At 36.5% G+C, this 18,860-nt stretch carries 13 protein-coding genes; 2 read left to right on the forward strand and 11 right to left on the reverse strand.

Annotated features, from left to right (window positions below):
• The 5 genes from ABEB31_RS13130 to ABEB31_RS13150 form a co-directional block, all read right to left on the reverse strand.
• Positions 1–1,443: an ABC transporter permease gene (locus tag ABEB31_RS13130; RefSeq protein WP_347052076.1), complete on the reverse strand. Its 1,443-nt coding sequence runs from the start codon at positions 1,441–1,443 to the stop codon at positions 1–3.
• 4 nt (positions 1,444–1,447) lie between these two features.
• Positions 1,448–3,733, reverse strand: coding sequence for a TonB-dependent siderophore receptor (locus ABEB31_RS13135; RefSeq protein ID WP_347052077.1), 2,286 nt, complete (start codon positions 3,731–3,733; stop codon positions 1,448–1,450).
• Between the two features lie 30 nt (positions 3,734–3,763).
• Positions 3,764–4,459, reverse strand: coding sequence for an ABC transporter ATP-binding protein (locus ABEB31_RS13140; RefSeq protein ID WP_347052078.1), 696 nt, complete (start codon positions 4,457–4,459; stop codon positions 3,764–3,766).
• Between the two features lie 161 nt (positions 4,460–4,620).
• A complete protein-coding gene (locus ABEB31_RS13145; RefSeq protein WP_347052079.1) occupies positions 4,621–4,971 on the reverse strand; it encodes a hypothetical protein in 351 nt (116 codons plus the stop codon).
• Between the two features lie 305 nt (positions 4,972–5,276).
• Complete coding sequence (locus ABEB31_RS13150; RefSeq protein ID WP_347052080.1) at positions 5,277–6,554, reverse strand: acetyl-CoA C-acetyltransferase; 1,278 nt, start codon at positions 6,552–6,554, stop codon at positions 5,277–5,279.
• A 239-nt stretch (positions 6,555–6,793) separates the two neighbouring features.
• Here ABEB31_RS13150 and ABEB31_RS13155 point away from each other — a divergent pair, with 239 nt between their 5' ends.
• Positions 6,794–9,187 (forward strand): TonB-dependent siderophore receptor, encoded by a 2,394-nt coding sequence (locus ABEB31_RS13155; RefSeq protein WP_347052081.1) that lies wholly within the window; start codon positions 6,794–6,796, stop codon positions 9,185–9,187.
• Between the two features lie 174 nt (positions 9,188–9,361).
• Here ABEB31_RS13155 and ABEB31_RS13160 read toward each other — a convergent pair whose 3' ends face one another.
• The 5 genes from ABEB31_RS13160 to ABEB31_RS13180 form a co-directional block, all read right to left on the reverse strand.
• Positions 9,362–10,384, reverse strand: a complete 1,023-nt coding sequence (locus ABEB31_RS13160) for an LLM class flavin-dependent oxidoreductase (protein WP_347052082.1) — start codon at positions 10,382–10,384, stop codon at positions 9,362–9,364.
• Between the two features lie 82 nt (positions 10,385–10,466).
• Positions 10,467–10,874 carry a DUF1634 domain-containing protein gene (locus tag ABEB31_RS13165; RefSeq protein ID WP_347052083.1) on the reverse strand — a complete coding sequence of 136 codons (408 nt, stop codon included), beginning with the start codon at positions 10,872–10,874 and terminating at the stop codon, positions 10,467–10,469.
• Positions 10,861–11,697, reverse strand: a complete 837-nt coding sequence (locus ABEB31_RS13170; protein ID WP_347052084.1) for a sulfite exporter TauE/SafE family protein — start codon at positions 11,695–11,697, stop codon at positions 10,861–10,863. The genes ABEB31_RS13165 and ABEB31_RS13170 overlap by 14 nt, the downstream gene beginning before the upstream one ends.
• A 276-nt stretch (positions 11,698–11,973) precedes the next feature.
• A complete protein-coding gene (locus ABEB31_RS13175) occupies positions 11,974–12,408 on the reverse strand; it encodes a DoxX family membrane protein (protein ID WP_347052085.1) in 435 nt (144 codons plus the stop codon).
• Between the two features lie 152 nt (positions 12,409–12,560).
• Positions 12,561–13,124 (reverse strand): GNAT family N-acetyltransferase, encoded by a 564-nt coding sequence (locus tag ABEB31_RS13180; protein WP_347052086.1) that lies wholly within the window; start codon positions 13,122–13,124, stop codon positions 12,561–12,563.
• Between the two features lie 209 nt (positions 13,125–13,333).
• On the opposite strand from ABEB31_RS13180, the gene ABEB31_RS13185 reads away from it, so the two are divergent.
• The gene (locus ABEB31_RS13185) at positions 13,334–14,347 is read left to right on the forward strand and encodes a zinc-binding alcohol dehydrogenase family protein (protein WP_347052087.1); all 1,014 of its coding nucleotides are present in this window, start codon (positions 13,334–13,336) and stop codon (positions 14,345–14,347) included.
• A gap of 375 nt (positions 14,348–14,722) precedes the next feature.
• Here ABEB31_RS13185 and ABEB31_RS13190 read toward each other — a convergent pair whose 3' ends face one another.
• Positions 14,723–18,652 carry a hybrid sensor histidine kinase/response regulator transcription factor gene (locus ABEB31_RS13190; protein ID WP_347052088.1) on the reverse strand — a complete coding sequence of 1,310 codons (3,930 nt, stop codon included), beginning with the start codon at positions 18,650–18,652 and terminating at the stop codon, positions 14,723–14,725.
• Between the last annotated feature and the right edge of the window lie 208 nt (positions 18,653–18,860).

Below are 18,860 nucleotides of genomic sequence, written 5' to 3' on the forward strand. Positions count from 1 at the left end.
TTAAATGGCTTTAAGTTTTTTGGCTGCGATTTTGATGAGAATAAAAAGCAGCGTAATCCAGAGAACAATGGAGATAATCGAGATAAATTCGTTTTTAAGAACGGTCAGTATTCCTTTTGGTTCGTAATGAAATTCTTCGACATCGGCCCAGTGTTCTTTACCAATAATTTTGGGTTTATCCGATTTTGTATTGCTGATGTATTTGATCTGGAGCGCATTCATCTTCTGCGCCATTTTATAACGATAATCTTCCGCCTGCTTTTGAAAATCGACATACGAATCATAATCGGTGTTAGAAAGTCCCATAGACAGGTTCTTCATCGCTATATAGGGATTAAAGAAAGAAACTGTTTTAGAAAAACTATTTTGTTTTTTATAGACTTTCAAAAGTTCTGCTAAATGTTCATTATAAATCCGCGAACTGATTTTCTCTCCTTCAGTCATAATAAAGCCGGAATAATTAAACGGGAGTTTTTGTACAGAATCGACATTATAAGCTCTTAAAAGAGAATCTTTTATTGCTTTATAATGCGGATCATTGGGATTATGGCTGTCGCCTTGTTTGAGAATATCTTTTTCTATGTCGCTGTTAAATTTAATTTTAGAAGGCGCTTCATAAATATAAGCTCCCAAAGCCTGAGTTGTTCTTGGAAGAATAATGGTGAACAAAAGCCAGATTCCGATAAGGGACACCAAAGCGTTTTTGGAAGTTTTGCTTATTGCCGAAATTAAGACCGCAATGGTGCAAAAGAAAATCAGATAAACAAAATGAAAGAAAATAAACAAAAGCAATTTTAGTCCTTCGTCTGCCGACACCGAAAAGTTTTGCAGAAAAAGCCAAAGCAAAACCAAAACAATAATAGTGGGAATAAACAAAAGCATAATAACACTGGCAATTCCCAGAATTTTACCAAAGAGAAGTTGTTTCCAATTAATTCCCTGAGTTAAAAGTATTTTTAAAGTGCCATTTTCACGTTCATATGCAATTGCATTAAATCCTAAAAAGAAAATTAAAAGCGGTAACAAAACCTGCAAAACCATAGCAATACTGATTTCACCAAAACGGAGCATACTGTTCGAAAAGCCGGCTTCAGAAAAGTTGGCAGTATTCTGTTTGTGTGCTTCCAGGAAAATCGCGTTTCCAAAAAAGGGTTCCATTCCGAATTCGAAAACACTTAACGAAGTACTTTTTCTAAATGCAAAATTCCCGTAATGCGCCATTCTATGCGGGTTCTTATCCGGGTTTTTCAACCAGTCTTCACGCGATTCGTGCTGGTATTTTTCGCTGGTTTCGTTTTGTGCTGTATAATTTTCCCAACCTGAAAAAGCAGCGTATAAAAGTAAAACACCAATAAAAAGTGTAATAATAAAAACGGCTTTATTTTTAAAAACAGAATCCCGCAGCTGTTTGGCGATTAAAATTTCTGCGTGTAATGATTTCATAAAATTAAAATTTATAAGTTACGGTAAGGCTCGCATTTCTAGGACTTCCGGGAAATAACCTCAAATAATTCTGAGCGCCCAGCCAATAGGTTTTATTTAATAAATTGCCTGCGTTTACAGCAATCTGCATGTTGTGGTTTGGTTTGTAATAAAGTGCTGCATCAAAAATTGTAAAGTCGGGCAATGTAAAATCTCTTGTAAACCACGGCACTTTACTGCTTTGATACTGCATCCCCAAACCAATTCCGAAGCCTGTAAGTTCAGAATCTGTGGCAAAATTATAGCGTGTCCATAGATTGGCACTGTTTTTCGGGGTGTTTTGTTTGCGGGCACCAATCAACGATGCGTTTGCGTCGTTTGTGATTTCAGCGTCGATATAACTGTAAGATGCGTTAATCTGCCAGTCCGGTGTGATGTAGCCAGCCAGATCACATTCAAAACCACGGCTGCTTTCGGAACCTCTTGTAACCAGTAAATCAGGATTTACAGGATCATTGGCATTCATCAAAATATTGCGCTGATTGATTTCGTAAATTGCTGCATTGAAACTCATTGAATTATTTAAAAATGTAGCTTTAAAACCTGCTTCTTTCAAATCACTTTCCAGAGGCTTAAACAAACTTCCCGCAGGTAAACTTCCCGTCTGCGGCATTAAACTCGTAGTGTTCGACTGAGGCTGGTAACCTTCAAGATAGGTCGTGTAGACATTTATCGAAGAATTTACAGCGTATGTGATGCCAATACGAGGTAAAAGAGCCGATTGTTTTACTTTCAATTCGTTATTGGTTTCATAATTTGTAATATCTTCAAACCATTCGTTTCTTAAACCCAGTAAAAAGGTAAATTTTTGAATCTGAATCTGATCCTGAATATAAACCGCATTTGTTGTCGTTAGTGCCGATGGCAGCGCTGTGCGTACGTTTAAAACATAATCTTCGGTATTTCTTAACGCATAACTAGGATTATTCAAATCGAAAAAATTGACATTTGGTTTTGGTAAAACAGTTCCATTTATGGTAACGGTCTGATAATTTGCAGCATTGGCAGGTACAAACGAACCAGCGACTGTTCCGTCGTTCAAGAGATAACCTCGCGCTGCATTTTGTCCGCCGCCTTTGTTTTTATTCCAACTGCTCAAATCGTGACCTGTAAGAAGTTTATGTTTTAAAGGTCCGGTTTTAAAATCAAAATTAAAATATGCCGTGACGTTATCAATATCCCAATATTGCTGACGCTGAACATATTGCATCATTGCCAGACTGGTAACCGGCACATTGTTCATATCAACAGCAAATGCATTGGTAGTGCGGTGTTCTTGGAGATCTTCTGTCCAGGTTTGTTTCATGTAAGAAGCATTAAAACCGATTTTTGAACTGAATTTATGCGAAAAATTAGTCGTTAAAATCATTTCTTTCGATTTAAAATAATCTCCCGAAGCTCCTAAATTTAAGCTGATCGGTGTTTTATTTAAATTCGTAACACCTGCTGTTGCTCCAAAAATGGGCTGTCCGCGATCGAGCACTCCCGTCATGTCGCTTAAAATTAATTCAGTATTAAAAGCCGTTTTTTCATTTGGTATATAACTGAAAGAAGGCGAGAACAAAAACGATTTATTATGAACTAAATCACGAAATGATTTGGCTTCCTGATACGCGCCGTTTACACGGTACAATAGGGTTTTAGACTCATTTAATGGACCTGTAAAATCTAAAGTTCCGCGTAAAGTACTGAAACTTCCAACTGTAAAACTGACTTCTTTTCGATCTGTTGCCAAAGGTTTTTTGGTTACCATATTGATGCTTCCGCCCGGATCTACAGACGAAAAAGTGGCGCTCGATGGTCCCTTTATGACTTCGACACGCTCAATATTGCTCGTTAAAGGCTGTAAAAAATAATACTGACGGGTTCGCATTCCGTTAATAATCTGGCCTTCTTCATTTTGTGAAATCCCCCGAATCGTATATTGATTGTAATAACTGGCCGGAATTACTCCGCTGGCCATTTTCACGGCATCGGCTAGGTAAATGGCGCCTTTATCTGCAATTAATTCTTTGGTAATCGAAGAAATAGACTGCGGAATATCTTTGTTTAAAGCCGCAATTTTAGTAGCCGAAAACGAATAATCGCTGTTGTATTTTCTGGTAGCGCGACCTACAATTTCAACCGTCTGGAGTTCGTTACGCTTCTCGTTCAAAGAATCTGTAGCGATACTGTCCTGCACTTTTCCGGCATTTTGTGCGTGCAGGAACATACTGCTTACTAAAAATAGTAAGGCAAAAAAATGTTTCATTTGTATGAAAGTGGAAAGCTCAGTTTCCTTTTAAACGGTTTGTAAATAGAGATCTTCGAGCTCATTTGCCGAAATTTTTGAGGCTTCGATAACGGTAACCAGATTTCCCTGTTTCATAATTCCGATGTGCGATGCCACTTCTCTGGCTCTGAAAATATCATGTGTTGCCATTAATATTGCCGTCCCATCGGCCGAAAGTTCTCTTAAAATCTGCGAAAATTCGTTGGATGCCTTAGGATCCAAGCCGCTTGTAGGTTCGTCTAATAAAAGCACTTTTGCTTTTTTTGCAATAGCAATAGCGATTCCAACCTTCTGACGCATTCCTTTAGAATAACCTCCCAGATTTTGATCGTGAGCTTTAACCTGAAGTCCGGCTTTATTCAGAAAATAGGTCAATTCTCCTTTTGAATATTGAAAACCCGCAAGTGACGAAAAGAACTTAAGATTTTCTAAACCGGTGAGATTTGGATACAGCATTACAGTTTCCGGAATATAAGCCACAAATTCTTTGGTTGTCACGGCATTTAAGGAAACAGGAATATTATTTATAGATAAACTACCTTCTGTAGGGGCAATAAAACCAAGGAATAAGTTGATTGTTGTTGTTTTTCCAGCTCCGTTTTGCCCTAAAAGCGCAAAAATTTCGCCTTCTTTAATTGTTAAATTTAGCGCGTTCAAAGCAGTATAATCACCATATTTTTTGGTGAGATTTTCAGCTGTAAGCATAATTGTATTGTTTTGATTGAGGTAAAAAAAATGATAGAGTCCGCATACTGTTAAGCTCACGAATTCTACTATTATAAAATGAATTGATTTACGAGAAGTATCCGCGAAAGCGCAATCTTACTATAAGATTTCTTTTTAGAAATAGCGCGGAAAACTAAGAATTAAAGCAGGGCAGGAGGTGCTCTTAAAGCAAACAAACTGCCTTTGAAGAATGTAGAAACAGATTTTGTATAAACAAAATGCGCTTTTATTTTAGTCTGTATTTTTTGAAGAGTTACAGATTGATAAACGTTCGGAATATAAGTGCTGAAAGAAAAATAACAAATTGGGCATTTTGTATCAGCAGAATGACTGTGGGTTATCTGGTGTTGATTTGAACTAGTATGATGTTTGCAGGGTTTCTCTGTTAACTGCTTAAAAACATGCTCGTAAGAATGAATAGTCTGAAACAGCATTGCAGACAATACTATAAGAGACATTAGGAAATTGACAATAATAATTTTCTTTTTCATTCTTAAACATGTTGATTTTCTAGTGGTAAAAAAACGCAACAATGTTGCAAATATAGAAATCTTATTTAGAATGCAGGAACAAGAATTTATATTTTGTTTACAAAAGAGTGAAGATTTGAGTACTTTTAAATGAATTCAGCTTAATTTCAACATCTGTTAGGCAACTAAATATTTCAGCAGAATAAATATTTATGTTGTCTGATCATTATAACATTTTAGCATACAGCGATAATAAGGTATAAAGCGTTGAACCTGTAAACCTTTAAACCTCTGTACCTTTGTAGCTTTGTACCTTTTAAGAAAAGCTATTTCTCTATAATCATAGTTACACCTTGTCCGCCGGCAGCACAAATGGAAATAAAACCTCTTCCTGAACCTTTTTCATTTAATAATTTTGCCATAACACCAATAATTCTTCCTCCGGTTGCAGCAAACGGATGTGCTGCGGCAAGACTGCTTCCTTTCACATTTAATTTTTCGCGGTCGATGGTACCCAATGTTTTCTTTAAACCAATTTCGGCACTCAGTTCCGGACTTTCCCAAATTTTTAAAGTGGCTAAAGTCTGCGCGGCAAAAGCTTCATGAATTTCATAATAATCAAAATCCTGCAGGGTCAGTTCTGCTTTTTCGAGCATACGCGAAGCAGCAAATAAGGGTGCTAATAAAAGGTTTTGCTGGTTTTTAACATACTCAATCGCAGCAATTTCGGCAAAAGTAATATAAGCCAATACAGGAAGACCCTGTTCTTTTGCCCATTCTTCGCTGGCCAGAAGAATACACGAAGCACCATCTGTCAGTGGTGTAGAATTTCCGGCAGTTAAAGTTCCGTTTACTTTATCAAACGCAGGTTTAAGACTTGCTAATTTTTCAATTGTACTGTCGCGTCTTAGATTATTGTCTTTTTCCAGGCCGTTAAAAGGCGTAATCATATCATTAAAAAAACCTTCATCATAAGCTTTCGCCATATTCAAATGACTTTTCAATGCAAACTGATCTTGTTCTTCTCTTGAAATTTTATAATATTTGGCTGTAATCTCAGTGTGGCCGCCCATAGAAAGTCCGGTTTGAGATTCCTCATTCTTCGGCACCAACGGACTAAGATCCTTCGGTCGCAGTTTTAGAAACGTCTTAATTTTACTGCCCATAGTTTTAGCTTGTCTGGCTTCTAATAAAATTTTTCTCAATTTCTCACTCACTGCAATCGGCATATCGCTGATCGAATCTACACCGCCGGCAATTCCAGATTCAATTTGTCCAAGGGCAATTTTGTTGGCGATATAAATGGCACTTTCGATTCCGGTATCACAGGCCTGCTGCAGGTCGCAGGCAGGAGTGGCAGGATCGAGACTGGTTTTCATGACACATTCACGAATTAAATTGTTGTCGTAGGTGTGTTTGATTACCGCACCTCCGGCAACTTCACCTAATAATTTTCCCTCCAGATTATATTTATCAATAAGACCGTTTAGTGCTGCGGTCATCATTTCCTGGTTTCCCACATTCGCGTAAGCGGTATTTGCACGCGCAAACGGAATTCTGTTATAACCTACAATTGCTACTTTTCTAATGGTATTTGATTTCATATCAGGGAATTATTTAGTAATTAGTTTCTGAATTTGGAAGTATAAAGATAAAAATAGAATTCGGTAATTGGCTTAATCCAGATTAACATTTATATAGAAATCACCGAAATTCAGTAGTCCTGAATTATTTTCTTTTGAAAATAGTATAAATTGTTAGATTTATTTAGAATGAATAAAAATAATTTGGAAAAGCGAATATTTGAATTTACTTTTGCGCAACAATTTAAAATCAAACCCTAATGAAAATAATTTTTAACCAAAGAATTTACTTTTTTGTTTTTCTGATGTGCTCTTTAAATCTAATGGCACAGGATTTTGGAAAAGTAGCCGGAAAGATTTCGCTAAGTGGAAACACTGCAGCAGAAAATATTTCTGTAACACTTAAAGGAACAAAATATGCTGATGTGACCACAGTTTCCGGACAATATGAAATTACCAGAGTTAAACCCGGAAATTATACTATTGTAGTTCGTGCTGTTGGTGTTGCTCCGATTGAAGATAATGTTGTAGTAAACGCCAGACAGACAACAACGAAGAACTTTTCGCTAAATGAAAGTCAGGAAGATCTTCAGGAAGTTGTCATCACTAAAAATAAGTACAAACAAGATAAACCTTCCATGTCATTGCGACTGCAAACGCCGGTTTTAGAAATTCCACAAAATATTCAGATCGTAAGTGCCCAGACTTTAAAAGACCAGCAGATTACAAGTATGAGCGACGGTGTAATTCGTAATGTGAGCGGTGCTGTACGTCTGGAACACTGGGGAGATTTGTATACTAATATCACCATGAGGGGATCTCAAATTCAGGCTTTTAGAAACGGATTTAATGTAGTTTCGTCTTTTTGGGGACCTTTAACAGAGGATATGAGTTTTGTAGATCACATCGAATTTGTGAAAGGACCAGCCGGATTTATGCTTTCAAGCGGCGATCCAAGCGGATTGTATAATGTGGTGACGAAAAAACCAACCGGAGTTACAAAAGGCGAGGTGAGTGTTTTGGGCGGAAGTTATGATTTTTACAGAGTGAGTGTGGATTTTGACGGAAAATTAGATAAAAAAGGAAAATTATTATATCGTTTTAACGGAGCAGCACAAAAGAAAGGTTCATTCCGTCCGTTTGAGCATAATGACCGCTATGTAATTGCGCCTGTAATCTCCTATCAATTTGATGATAAAACGAAATTAACTTTTGAATATAATTTTCAATATGCAAATATGACAGAAGTGGGTTCTTATTATGTTTTTGGACCTGAAGCCGACGGCTACGCTACTTTGCCACGTGATTTTACAATGACTGCTCCGGGATTGCCGGATACTAATATTCAGGATCATAGCGGTTATTTACAATTTGAACATAAATTTGATGACAACTGGAAACTGACAGCACAAACTTCTTATTTTAAATATATTCAACAAGGTTATAGTTCCTGGCCAAGTTTAGTTGGATCAGCGGATAATGCTCTTGGTGCAGGAAATATTATTAGAAACGTTGGGATCTGGGATGCAGACAGTAATATGTTTTTAGGGCAGATTTTCGTAAACGGAAAATTTAATACGGGATCAGTAAGTCATAAAGTGCTGGGTGGGATAGATTTAGGAAGCAAAGATTATGCTGCAGATTGGGGACAATCTCATGATTTGGATACCGCTGACAATCCTTTTAATGTTTTTAATCCAAATTATGGAACTCCTTCAAATGGTTTTCCTCAATTTGACCATACAACGCCATTGAGCCAGAGAGCCGGCGGACTTTACGGAACGGAATATGCAGCTGGTTACATTCAGGATGAACTTGGCTTTTTTCAGAACAAACTAAGAGTAACACTTGCCGCAAGATATACATGGATTAGCCAGACCAGCAGTTATGAGGTTGATCCGGTTGAAGATAGTCATATAACACCTCGTGCAGGATTGAGCTATTCTATTACTGAAGATTTAGCGGTTTACGGATTGTATGATCAGGCTTTTACTCCTCAGTCGGGAGTTGTACGTGATGGTGAATTAAAGCCATTAACGGGTAATAACGTTGAATTTGGCATTAAAAAAGACTGGTTTGATGGTTCGTGGAATACTACTTTATCAGCTTATAATATTATAAAGAAGAACGAATTAACAGCAGATCCATTAAGTACTCCTCAAAACCCAACAAAAATTGTATTGGGAGAAAAAAGAGCGCAGGGAGTAGAATTTGATTTGAGAGGAAAAATATTTGACGGTCTTAACTTGATTGCAAATTATGCTTTTACCGAATCTATAGTAACAGAATCTAATATAACTTCTATTAAAGTAGGAGATATTGTTCCGGGATATGCAAAACATACAGCAAATGCATGGCTGAATTACATGGTTCAATCCGGTAAAGTAAAAGGACTTGGAGCTTCTATAGGAGGAACTTTCCTTGACGGCCGCCAGACTGATACGTGGAGTGAAGGTCTTCAAAAATTACCTTCTTATTTTAAATTGGACGGAGGTTTGTCTTATGAAACGGGAAAAGTAAAAGTTACGGCAAACGTGTTTAATATTTTAAACAAATACTTGTACAGCGGCTCTTATTATTCCTTCTTAAATGCTTACTACTGGCAGGCAGAACCGGGAATAAACTTCAGAGTGGGCGTAACCTATAAATTCTAGGATTTGTTTTCGTTGAAAAATTACAAATCTCAAAAAAGCATCTGTTAATTCAGATGCTTTTTTTTTTTGAGGAGCAAAGATTCAAAGCTTCAAAGGTACATAGGTTTTTGCCAGTAAGTAAACGACTTACAAAACCTATGTCCCTTTGAGCCTCTGCCTCTTTGAACCTTTTTACTATTCTTTCCTAATCAACGGAATCAATTTTGTTCCGATCAATTCAATGGCATTCATTAGTTGAGAATGTGTCAAGCCGGCATTGTCCATTTGAAATGTAAAACGATCGATTCCGCCAAGCGCTTCGCTGTGAAGCAAAATCTTTTCGGCAGCACGTTCCGGACTTCCAACGATCAGAACTCCCAAATCATCAATTAAACCATCAAATTTGTCTTTTGTTACTGGCGGCCATCCTCGTTCGAGGCCTAATTTTGTCCATAATTCTGCATAACCGGGATAGTAATCGGCAATAGCGCTTTCTGTTGAAGTTCCGATGTAACCCGGAGAGTGAATTCCGACTTTTAATTCGTCAGGCGAAAATCCCGATGCTTCACCTGCTTTTCTGTATAAATCAATTAAAGGTTTAAAACGATGCGTTTGTCCGCCAATAATGGCAACCATTAATGGTAATCCAAGCTTTCCGGCTCTGATAAAGGATTCCGGAGTTCCGCCAACACCGAGCCAGATAGGTAATTTTTCCTGAACTGCTCTCGGATAAACAGGCTGATTGTCTAAAGCCGGTCGAAATTTCCCCTGCCAGGTAATGAATTCATTATCGCGAATCTGCAGAAGCAAATCCAGCTTTTCGCTGAAAAGCGCATCGTAATCTCTGAGATCATATCCGAAAAGGGGATAAGCTTCAATAGCAGAACCGCGTCCGGCAACAAGTTCGGCCCTTCCTTTAGAAATCAGATCTAAAGTTGCAAAACTCTGATAGACACGAACAGGATCTGCCGCACTCAAGACCGAAACGGCACTTGCCAGTCGTATGTTTTTTGTTCTTGCCGCCGCTGCACTCAAAATGACAGCAGTTGCAGAGTCCAGAAATTCTTTTTTATGATGTTCTCCAATTCCGAAAACATCAAGACCAGCCTGATCTGCAAATTCAATTCTTTGCAAAAGCTGCTCCATGGCATCAACACTGCCTAGAGTGTTGTTATCGCCGTACATTGCCGAAGCAAAGCTGTCTATTCCTATTTCCATTTTTTTATACTTTAAGCTTTAGGCTATAAGCTGTAAGCACTTAGAAAATCTAACGCTTATATCTTATAGGGTACCGCAATTATTAATGTGAGAATCCAAATGAAATACTAATTATAATAATCGAAATGACAATTAATGTAATTCCGACATATAGATAATCTTTTTCCAGTAAAAATGAAAAAAGCGACAGAATAACCCTTAAAACCGGGGTTAAAAACAAGAAAATAATTCCTGTGAAAATTATCGATTCGCCATTTCCCTGAATTGCGCCGTGGTATATAGCAGCAATTACTTCGAATATATTTCGGTCGTTTTCCTTAAAAACAGTATAATCTTCAATCTGATTTCCGTTGTGCAGTAAATAAACGATTCCACCAATAAAAGCTACCGATAGCGAAATCCACACGCCATAGCGTAATAAGTTTCCTATGATGGTCTGAAAATCTTTTTCTCCAAATTTTTCTTCCTGTACCATACTAGATTTTTCCATTTAGTCCGTTATAAATCATATTTACTGCCAGAACAAAAATCAGGCAGGCAAAAAAGATTCTTAATTTCTTCGGATTTGTTTTTACTAAAATTTTGGCTCCGGCCATTGCTCCAAATAAAACACCAATTACAACGGGCATACAAATACCCGGTTCGATATAACCTTTTTGGATGTAGATAACAGAACTCGCCATTGCGGTAACTCCCATCATAAAATTACTCGTTGTGGTAGAAACCTTAAACGGAACCCGCATAATATTGTCCATTGCAATCACTTTAAATGCTCCCGAACCAATTCCGAGTAGTCCGGACATCATACCCGCAACGCCCATCATACTGAAACCGCCTATTACATTCTTGGTTCCGTAGTGTACAGTCTGGCCATCGTGAGTGGGATAAGTTCCTTCCAGTTTTAGTTTTTTAGCTAAGAGACTTGATTCTAAAACAATATGTTCTTCTTTTTTGCGAAGGGAATTAATAGCCGAAAAAATCAAAGTCATACCAAATAAAACGGCAATAAAGGAAGTTGGGGCGATAGTAGAGAGCAATGCTCCGCAAACAGCTCCGATGGTAGTTGCGATTTCGAGAAAAATTCCCATTCTCATATTAGTGATTCCTTCTTTTACATAAGCGGCTGCAGAGCCTGAGGAAGTAGCAATTACAGAAACCAAAGCGGCTCCAATTGCATAATGAATATCTACACCAAGGATAATAGTCAAAAGCGGAATAATAATAATTCCCCCGCCCAGACCTGATAATGAACCAATAAATCCCGCCAAAAAAGCGCCAAGAATCATAATCAGGGTAAATGTAAGTATTGTCATTAAGATATGTTTTTGTATTTGCTAATTTACGAATACATATCTGTTTGGGAACTTAAATATAGCTTAAAAATTAGTTTTTTTAGTACCTGGTCTTGAGTCAATAGTTTCAGGTCCTTAACATATAGGCTGATTTTTGAGTTTGCATTATGTTACTAATCTATAGACTGTAGATCTTAATGCTAAAAATTAAATTGCAAGTTTATCACATGGATTTTAAATTTAAGTAACTACTAAGAACAAAACTAAGTACTAATTGCTAAGGACCAAAAGCTAAACCTAAATTCTATTATCGACGGCATAAGAAGATTTGCCAATATTGGCCAGAAGCAATGCTGCTGCTGCACTCGTCCATACTGAATAATCGAAAGGTGCTTTTACAGAAACAGAAACTGCCATCGCAAAACCGAAGAAAAATAATAAAAGTGCAGTTCCTAAAGCTGCAATTCTGGTTTTGAAACCGAAGAGCAAAAGCAGGCTTAATACGACTTCTAAGAAAGTGGCGATGCCGCCCAAAACTTCTGCGGTGGCTTTATTGGCGTACGGATTTAGTGTTTGGGTATAAAGGACAAAGTTCTCCCACGTTCCCCACGCGACGCCATTTGAGCCGGGCGCTCCCCAAATGCCGAAACGATCGGCAACTGCCGAAAGCATGGTGATGGCTAAAACAATTCTAAAAATTAATCCTGCTTCTAATAGGGTTATGTTTTTCATTCTAAAGGGGGAATTTTATTCAATATTATTCAGACGATCTCTTTGTTTATGTAACGGAAAAAAAATCATCTTTTTCTTTTAATAACGACATAATGATCGTCAAATTGTTTAAAATAACCGATAAAATGCATAAATAGCAAAAAAGGTGCTCTTTAAGAAGTGTGATGGATCTGCAGATGTTCCAGTCTTTTTCCAACTAAATTTTTCTCGCCGACAACCCGGAATCCGAGTTTTAAATAAAGTTTTTTTGCTGACGGATTGTTTTCTTCAACCAATAAGCCAAGTGTTTCATGGTTTTTTAAAACATATTCCTGAATTAAATATTGCAGTATTTGGGATCCAATTCCTTTTCCCTGATAATCCGGATTTACGCCAAGTGCATCAATATAAAATTCGCCTTCCCTGGTTTCCAATTCAGGATCAAATTCAGGATTGAAATATTTCCGGACATAATCAATTACGGGTTTTCTCAGTCTTTCAATATCTGCACCTTTATATATATTGACCGCGCCAATGATTATATCGTTTTCCTCGGCCACAAGACAATTCTGATAGGAATACTGATTGTTTTCACTTCCTGTAAAGTACTGCAGGAATTCTTTCGCGGAAGCGTGATCATTCTTTTTAATAAACTTATATATAATGTCTTCCATTGCCAGTAATAATATAGGTGCAAGGTATTCTGAATCTGATTTTTGTGCTTTTCTGATAATCATGCTGCCGTTTTTATTACAAATTTACTTTAAATATAGTTCTCCGGAAGTTTGGAAATTTTTAAACCTGAAGCAAATGCTTTATATAAAAATCTTTTGCAGAAAATAGGCCTGCACAATTTATACAAATTTAGCACAGAATTATACCATTCATTTATTTTGAACTGCACGTATCTTTGTTATTATAAAATACAAATAAAACATAATAATATATGAAAGCGATAGGATTTAAAACTTCATTACCCATACAAAACGAGGAAAGTTTTATAGCATTTGAAGCTGTAAAACCTGTACCGGGACCAAATGATTTATTGGTTAAGATTGATGCGATTTCTGTAAATCCGGTAGATTTTAAAATTCGTCAAAGCAGCGCAAAAGATACTGTTCTGGAAACTCCAAAAATTATTGGCTGGGATGCGGCAGGAATTGTACAGGCAGTGGGGCAGGATGTTACTTTGTTTGAAGTTGGTGATTCGGTTTATTATGCCGGAGATCTTACCAAACAAGGGAGTAATGCTGAATACCAGATTGTTGATGAAAAAATTGTGGGTAAAAAGCCAAAAACATTAAGCGTCGAAGAAGCAGCGGCGATTCCGTTGACAGCTTTGACTGCCTGGGAAATTTTGTTTGACAGAATCAGAATTACAGCCGAAAGAGACAAAGGAAAATCAATTTTGATTATTGGCGGCGCGGGCGGTGTCGGATCCATTGCCATTCAGCTGGCTAAGAAGATTGCAGGTTTGACTGTTATAGCCACAGCATCACGACCTGAAACTGTTGAGTGGTGCAAACAACAGGGAGCTGATTTTGTTGCAGATCATAAAGATTTAATTGCCTCTGTCCGCGAAGCTGGCTTTGAGCATGTTGATTTTATCTTAGATTTTGTAGATACCAACGCCTATTGGGATACGATGGTCGAACTGATTAAACCACAAGGACATATTGCGTCTATTACAGGCAGCAGCGAACCTGTTGTTCTGAATAAACTGAAAAGTAAAAGTGTTTCTTTCTCCTGGGAGCTCATGTATACGCGATCTATGTACCAAACCGAAGATATGATCGAGCAGCATAATATACTTAATATAGTAGCTGATTTACTGGATGACGGAATTCTGAAAACTACTTTAAACACAACCTTGAACGGATTTACAGCTGAAAATCTGAAAAAAGCACACGAACTGCTGGAATCCGGAAGAACAATCGGAAAAATTGCAATTAAGTTTTAAAGCTGTTGTTTAAAATCCCAATAAAAAAATTATTGGGATTTTTTATAGGTAAGAATTTATAAAATAGACATCGCAAATTTAGAATAATAAAAGTGCCAAATGATTTCTATTGTGTTTCATTTTATAATTTGAAACGAGGTTTTTAATTAGATCATTAGACAATTAGATAATTAGAAAATTAAACAATTAGATCATTATATCATTAGACAATTAGAAAATTTGTTGATACAATAAATAGCAAATATCTAAATTTTGAATCTGACTTATTTAATTATCGACTAATAGCTAAGAACTAATTAACTAAGGACTAATTAACTAATTAACTCAATATCTAATTACTAATTAACTAATTGTCTAATTAACTAATTGTTTCATTCATCGATTTGCCTGTACATAATCTGACGGCGACATATTAAAATGTTTCTGGAAATTACGTCCAAAACTGGTTTGCGATTTGTAACCAATCATTTCGGCGATTTCGTACATTTTATAATTTTCGTTTAATAATAATTCTGCGGCGCGTTTAAGGCGGACAATATTAATCAGTTCGTTCGGACTAAGATTGGTTATTTCTTTGATTTTTCTGTATAAAGTCGAACGGCTCATGTTCATGATTTCTGCCAGAGATTCTACGCTTAATTCGGGATCATTGATGTTTTTCAGAATTTCATCATCCAGTTTTTTCAGGAATTTTTCATCGGTTTTGTTGTGTGCGATGCTTTTAATGTGCGAAAGCGGCGAACTTGCATAATAATTCATAATCTGTCTTCGGTTTTCGATCAGATTGTTGGCCTGCACTTTCAAATAATCCATAGAAAAGGGTTTGGCAATGTAAGCGTCGGCTCCAACTTCAAGTCCGTCAATTTGTGATTTCAGCGAATTCTTTGCTGTCAGCAAAATTACCGGAATGTGACTGGTTTCGAGATTGGTTTTGATTTTTTTACACATCTCAATTCCATCCATAACCGGCATGGAAACGTCTGAAATAACCAGCTGAATATTTTCGTTATGAATAATCTTCAACGCTTCTTCGCCATTAACAGCTTTCAGAATAGTGTAATGAGAAGCCATTTCTGTTGTTATAAAGCTTAAAAGATCTTCATTGTCTTCCACAACCAGAAGCTGTGCTTTCTCGTTTTTAACTTCAATTGCCTCTTTTGGTAGTTCTTTTTCATTTGGTTCGGTTTCCGATTCCGCATAAAACATAAACTCTTCTTTCTGATGTAAGGGCACGGTCAATTCAAAAACATTAAAATTGGAATCTGCAACAAGCTGAAGATTTCCGTTATGAAGCTGTGCCAATGAATGCGCGAGCGAAAGTCCGATTCCGGTTCCTGAAGCCGTACTGGAATCATCAACCCGGAAAAAAGGCTCAAAAATTTTATCTTTTAAATGAATCGGAATAATATTGCCATCATTTTTTACGATTAAGGTCAGTTTCTTTTCATCACGAAACAAAGAAATCGACACTTTATCTTTAGAATATTTAATAGCATTACTAATCAAATTGCTCAAAATTTTCTTAAAAGCTTCCTTATCCACAAAAGCATGAATGTCTTTTTCGCCCAGTTCCAGATCAAATTGCAAGCCGCGTTCTTCAATTAACTGGCTGAATCTTAAATGTAAATTTCGAACCTGAGAGGAAATATTCGCTTCGACGAAAGTCAGTTTTAATCCACCGATTTCCGATTTTCTAAAATCCAGTAATTCATTTACCAGTTTCAGTAAACGGGACGTATTTTTCTTCATTATCGAAAGATGCTGCGGCACCTCAGTTTGCTGGTATTCCAAACCAAGAAGTTTTTCCAGCGGACCTTTTATCAGCGTCAGGGGTGTTCTGATTTCGTGCGCGACATTAGTAAAGAAATCAATTTTCGCCTGATAAATTTCTTTTTCTTTCTCGTCATTCAAATGCTTAATTTTTCGGTTATTCTTAATCTGTGTAAGATTTTGCGAATAACGAATGATATAATAAAATCCAGCACACAATAGTAGAAAATAAAGTAAATAAGCATAATTACTGGCATAAAATGGCGGCAGAATTCTGATTTTGAGTTTAACTTCTTTACTCCAAACTCCAAAACTATTAAGCGATTTCACTTTAAAAACATAATCTCCAGGCGCCAGTTCGGTAAAGAAAACTTTATTATTCCGTTCCAGATAAACCCAGTCCTTATTAACATCTTCGAGTTTGTACCAATATTCGGTTAATTCAGGCGCCGTAAAGTTTAAAGAAGCAAATTCGAGATTGAAAGACGACTGATTATTGTTTAGTTCCAATTCATCAATAAACGAAATAGACTGATTAATAGGCGAGTCTGGTGCATTGGCTTCAATATCCTTATTGCTGATCTGTAAATTGGTAATGTAAATAAAAGGTGTGTATTTGTTTTTGGTGAAATGTTTCGGATTGAAACTAATCATTCCGTTGAGGTTGCCAAAATACATATCGCCATTTTCGTTTTTAAAAGCCGAGTTGTAATTAAACTGATCACTCAGAAGTCCGTTTGCAGTAGTAAAAATCTTTATTGTCTTATGATCCGGACCAAATTTTACCAGACCTTTAGAAGTGGTGAGCCAGAGATTTTTTTCATCATCTTCTAAAATGGAATAGAAAACGTTGCTTGGCATTCCGTTTTTAGTTGTAAATTTTTTGAAAGTATGATTTTGACGATTCACCAGATTCAATCCGTTTTCTGTAGCAATCCATAGATTGTTCGAACTGTCTTCAAAAATCGTATTGATGGTATTGTTGCTAATGCCATCCCGATTTTTATAGTCATACGTAAAAACTTCTTTTTTCTTTGTTTTCGGATTATAAAAAAGCAATCCGTCGCGATAACTTCCTGCCCAGAGATTTCCGTCGCTGTCTTCTTTGAAATTGGTATAATGATAAGTTTCCGGGAAAAATTTGAGAATTTCAAAAGTATCTGCCTGTTCGTTATAGCGATACAAACCCAATGTTGTTATCACGATCAACTCTTTATTTTTCATTTCATAAAAAGAAAAAATAAAGTTGCTGTGAAGTCCGCTTTTTGGATCATTGGCACTATAATGTCTTATTACGGCCCCAGAATTTCGATCTAAAACATCTAAACCGTGTTCAAAAGTTCCGACCCAGATTTTGTCCTTTCGCGGAAGCAGAGCATGAATATTATAATAAGAAACCGCATAAGAAGTAAATTGCTGCGTTTTCGGATTAAAACGGTTTAAACCTGCATCTTCAGTACCAATCCAGATATCTCCGTATTCGTCTTTATGAATTTCCCTAACCGCGCTTCCGCTAATGGAATTGTGCCCTTTCTGTGGAAAATATTTTTTAAACTGCGTATATTGTTTTTGGTGGTAATTGATTCCGCCAAAATAAGTTCCAATCCAGATTCCGTCTTCTTTATCAATGGTGATCGAGTAGGAGGCATTGTCTGAAATCGCATACGGATCGTTGTAATTTTTTTTAAGATTTACTGCTGTTCTCGTTTTTAGATTGTAGACGTAAACTCCGGATTCACTTGCAATCCAGAGCTCGTTATTTCCTCTTTTTCTAAACTGGCGCACAAATACAGGTTCTTTTGTATCAAATTTTAATTCGCCTGTACTTTTATTTCTTCTGTTATAGATCAAAACACCGTGATCCTGTGTTCCAATCACGATATTTTCTGCGTCCACCGCATAAATACAGGTAATTCTAAAATTGATTTTATCAGATGGCGGATTTAAAACAACATTTTCGAACGAAAGATTTTCTTCAGAATAATGATAAATTTTATTTAATGAAGAAACCCAGATTTCTCCTTTAGGATCTCTTGTGATAGATGTTGTTGCAAAATATTTATTCGGATTAAATGTCGTTGTTTCCTTTTTTTGTGTGGCATATTTATACAAAATGTTGCCGGAAATAAACCAAATGTTGCCTTTTTGGTCGTGATTAATGTCATTGATGCGATCATTAATGGCTTCATTTAAAATCGTAAACTGATCCTGCTTTTTATTATAATGGTATAAACCTTTATCTGTGCCCACCCAGATTGTACCATCATGTTCGTGTAAAGACTGGATATAATTGCTTCCTAAACTATGCAGAGGATTGCCGTTACTTCTGTAAGTTTTAAAACGGTAACCGTCAAATCTGTTCAGTCCGTCTTTGGTGCCAAACCACATAAAACCGTCATTGTCCTGTATTGAGGCCAAAACGGTGTTATTAGAAAGTCCTTCTTCTACCTGAAAATGTTTAAAATAATATTCTTGTGCACTCAAAAAATAACTTGAAAAAAAAGCAATCAATAGAAAAAGAAAGAATTTACGCATAGTCTTGTTTTTTTGGCTTAAATATGTTTCTCTGCGAATCGTGTCAATATTCTACAAAATGTTGCAACTGACTAAAAATAGGTTGTTTTTAATACAATTTGAATCATTTGAAAGAGATAATGACACAAAAGAAGCATTTTATTTTGAATAAAAAGTAGCTACTTTGAATTTTCAAATAAATCATATTGATAATATTTTAAGTTTAAAA

It is taken from the genome of Flavobacterium olei, from assembly GCF_039749035.1.
Lineage (GTDB): Bacteria > Bacteroidota > Bacteroidia > Flavobacteriales > Flavobacteriaceae > Flavobacterium > Flavobacterium olei.

Bases quoted from the DNA above. Each gene is read 5' to 3' on its own strand.
- ABEB31_RS13130 (WP_347052076.1), bottom strand. From the start codon at position 1,443: ATGAAATCATTACACGCAGAAATTTTAATCGCCAAACAGCTGCGGGAT.
- ABEB31_RS13135 (WP_347052077.1), bottom strand. From the start codon at position 3,733: ATGAAACATTTTTTTGCCTTACTATTTTTAGTAAGCAGTATGTTCCTG.
- ABEB31_RS13140 (WP_347052078.1), bottom strand. From the start codon at position 4,459: ATGCTTACAGCTGAAAATCTCACCAAAAAATATGGTGATTATACTGCT.
- ABEB31_RS13145 (WP_347052079.1), bottom strand. From the start codon at position 4,971: ATGAAAAAGAAAATTATTATTGTCAATTTCCTAATGTCTCTTATAGTA.
- ABEB31_RS13150 (WP_347052080.1), bottom strand. From the start codon at position 6,554: ATGAAATCAAATACCATTAGAAAAGTAGCAATTGTAGGTTATAACAGA.
- ABEB31_RS13155 (WP_347052081.1), top strand. From the start codon at position 6,794: ATGAAAATAATTTTTAACCAAAGAATTTACTTTTTTGTTTTTCTGATG.
- ABEB31_RS13160 (WP_347052082.1), bottom strand. From the start codon at position 10,384: ATGGAAATAGGAATAGACAGCTTTGCTTCGGCAATGTACGGCGATAAC.
- ABEB31_RS13165 (WP_347052083.1), bottom strand. From the start codon at position 10,874: ATGGAAAAATCTAGTATGGTACAGGAAGAAAAATTTGGAGAAAAAGAT.
- ABEB31_RS13170 (WP_347052084.1), bottom strand. From the start codon at position 11,697: ATGACAATACTTACATTTACCCTGATTATGATTCTTGGCGCTTTTTTG.
- ABEB31_RS13175 (WP_347052085.1), bottom strand. From the start codon at position 12,408: ATGAAAAACATAACCCTATTAGAAGCAGGATTAATTTTTAGAATTGTT.
- ABEB31_RS13180 (WP_347052086.1), bottom strand. From the start codon at position 13,124: ATGATTATCAGAAAAGCACAAAAATCAGATTCAGAATACCTTGCACCT.
- ABEB31_RS13185 (WP_347052087.1), top strand. From the start codon at position 13,334: ATGAAAGCGATAGGATTTAAAACTTCATTACCCATACAAAACGAGGAA.
- ABEB31_RS13190 (WP_347052088.1), bottom strand. From the start codon at position 18,652: ATGCGTAAATTCTTTCTTTTTCTATTGATTGCTTTTTTTTCAAGTTAT.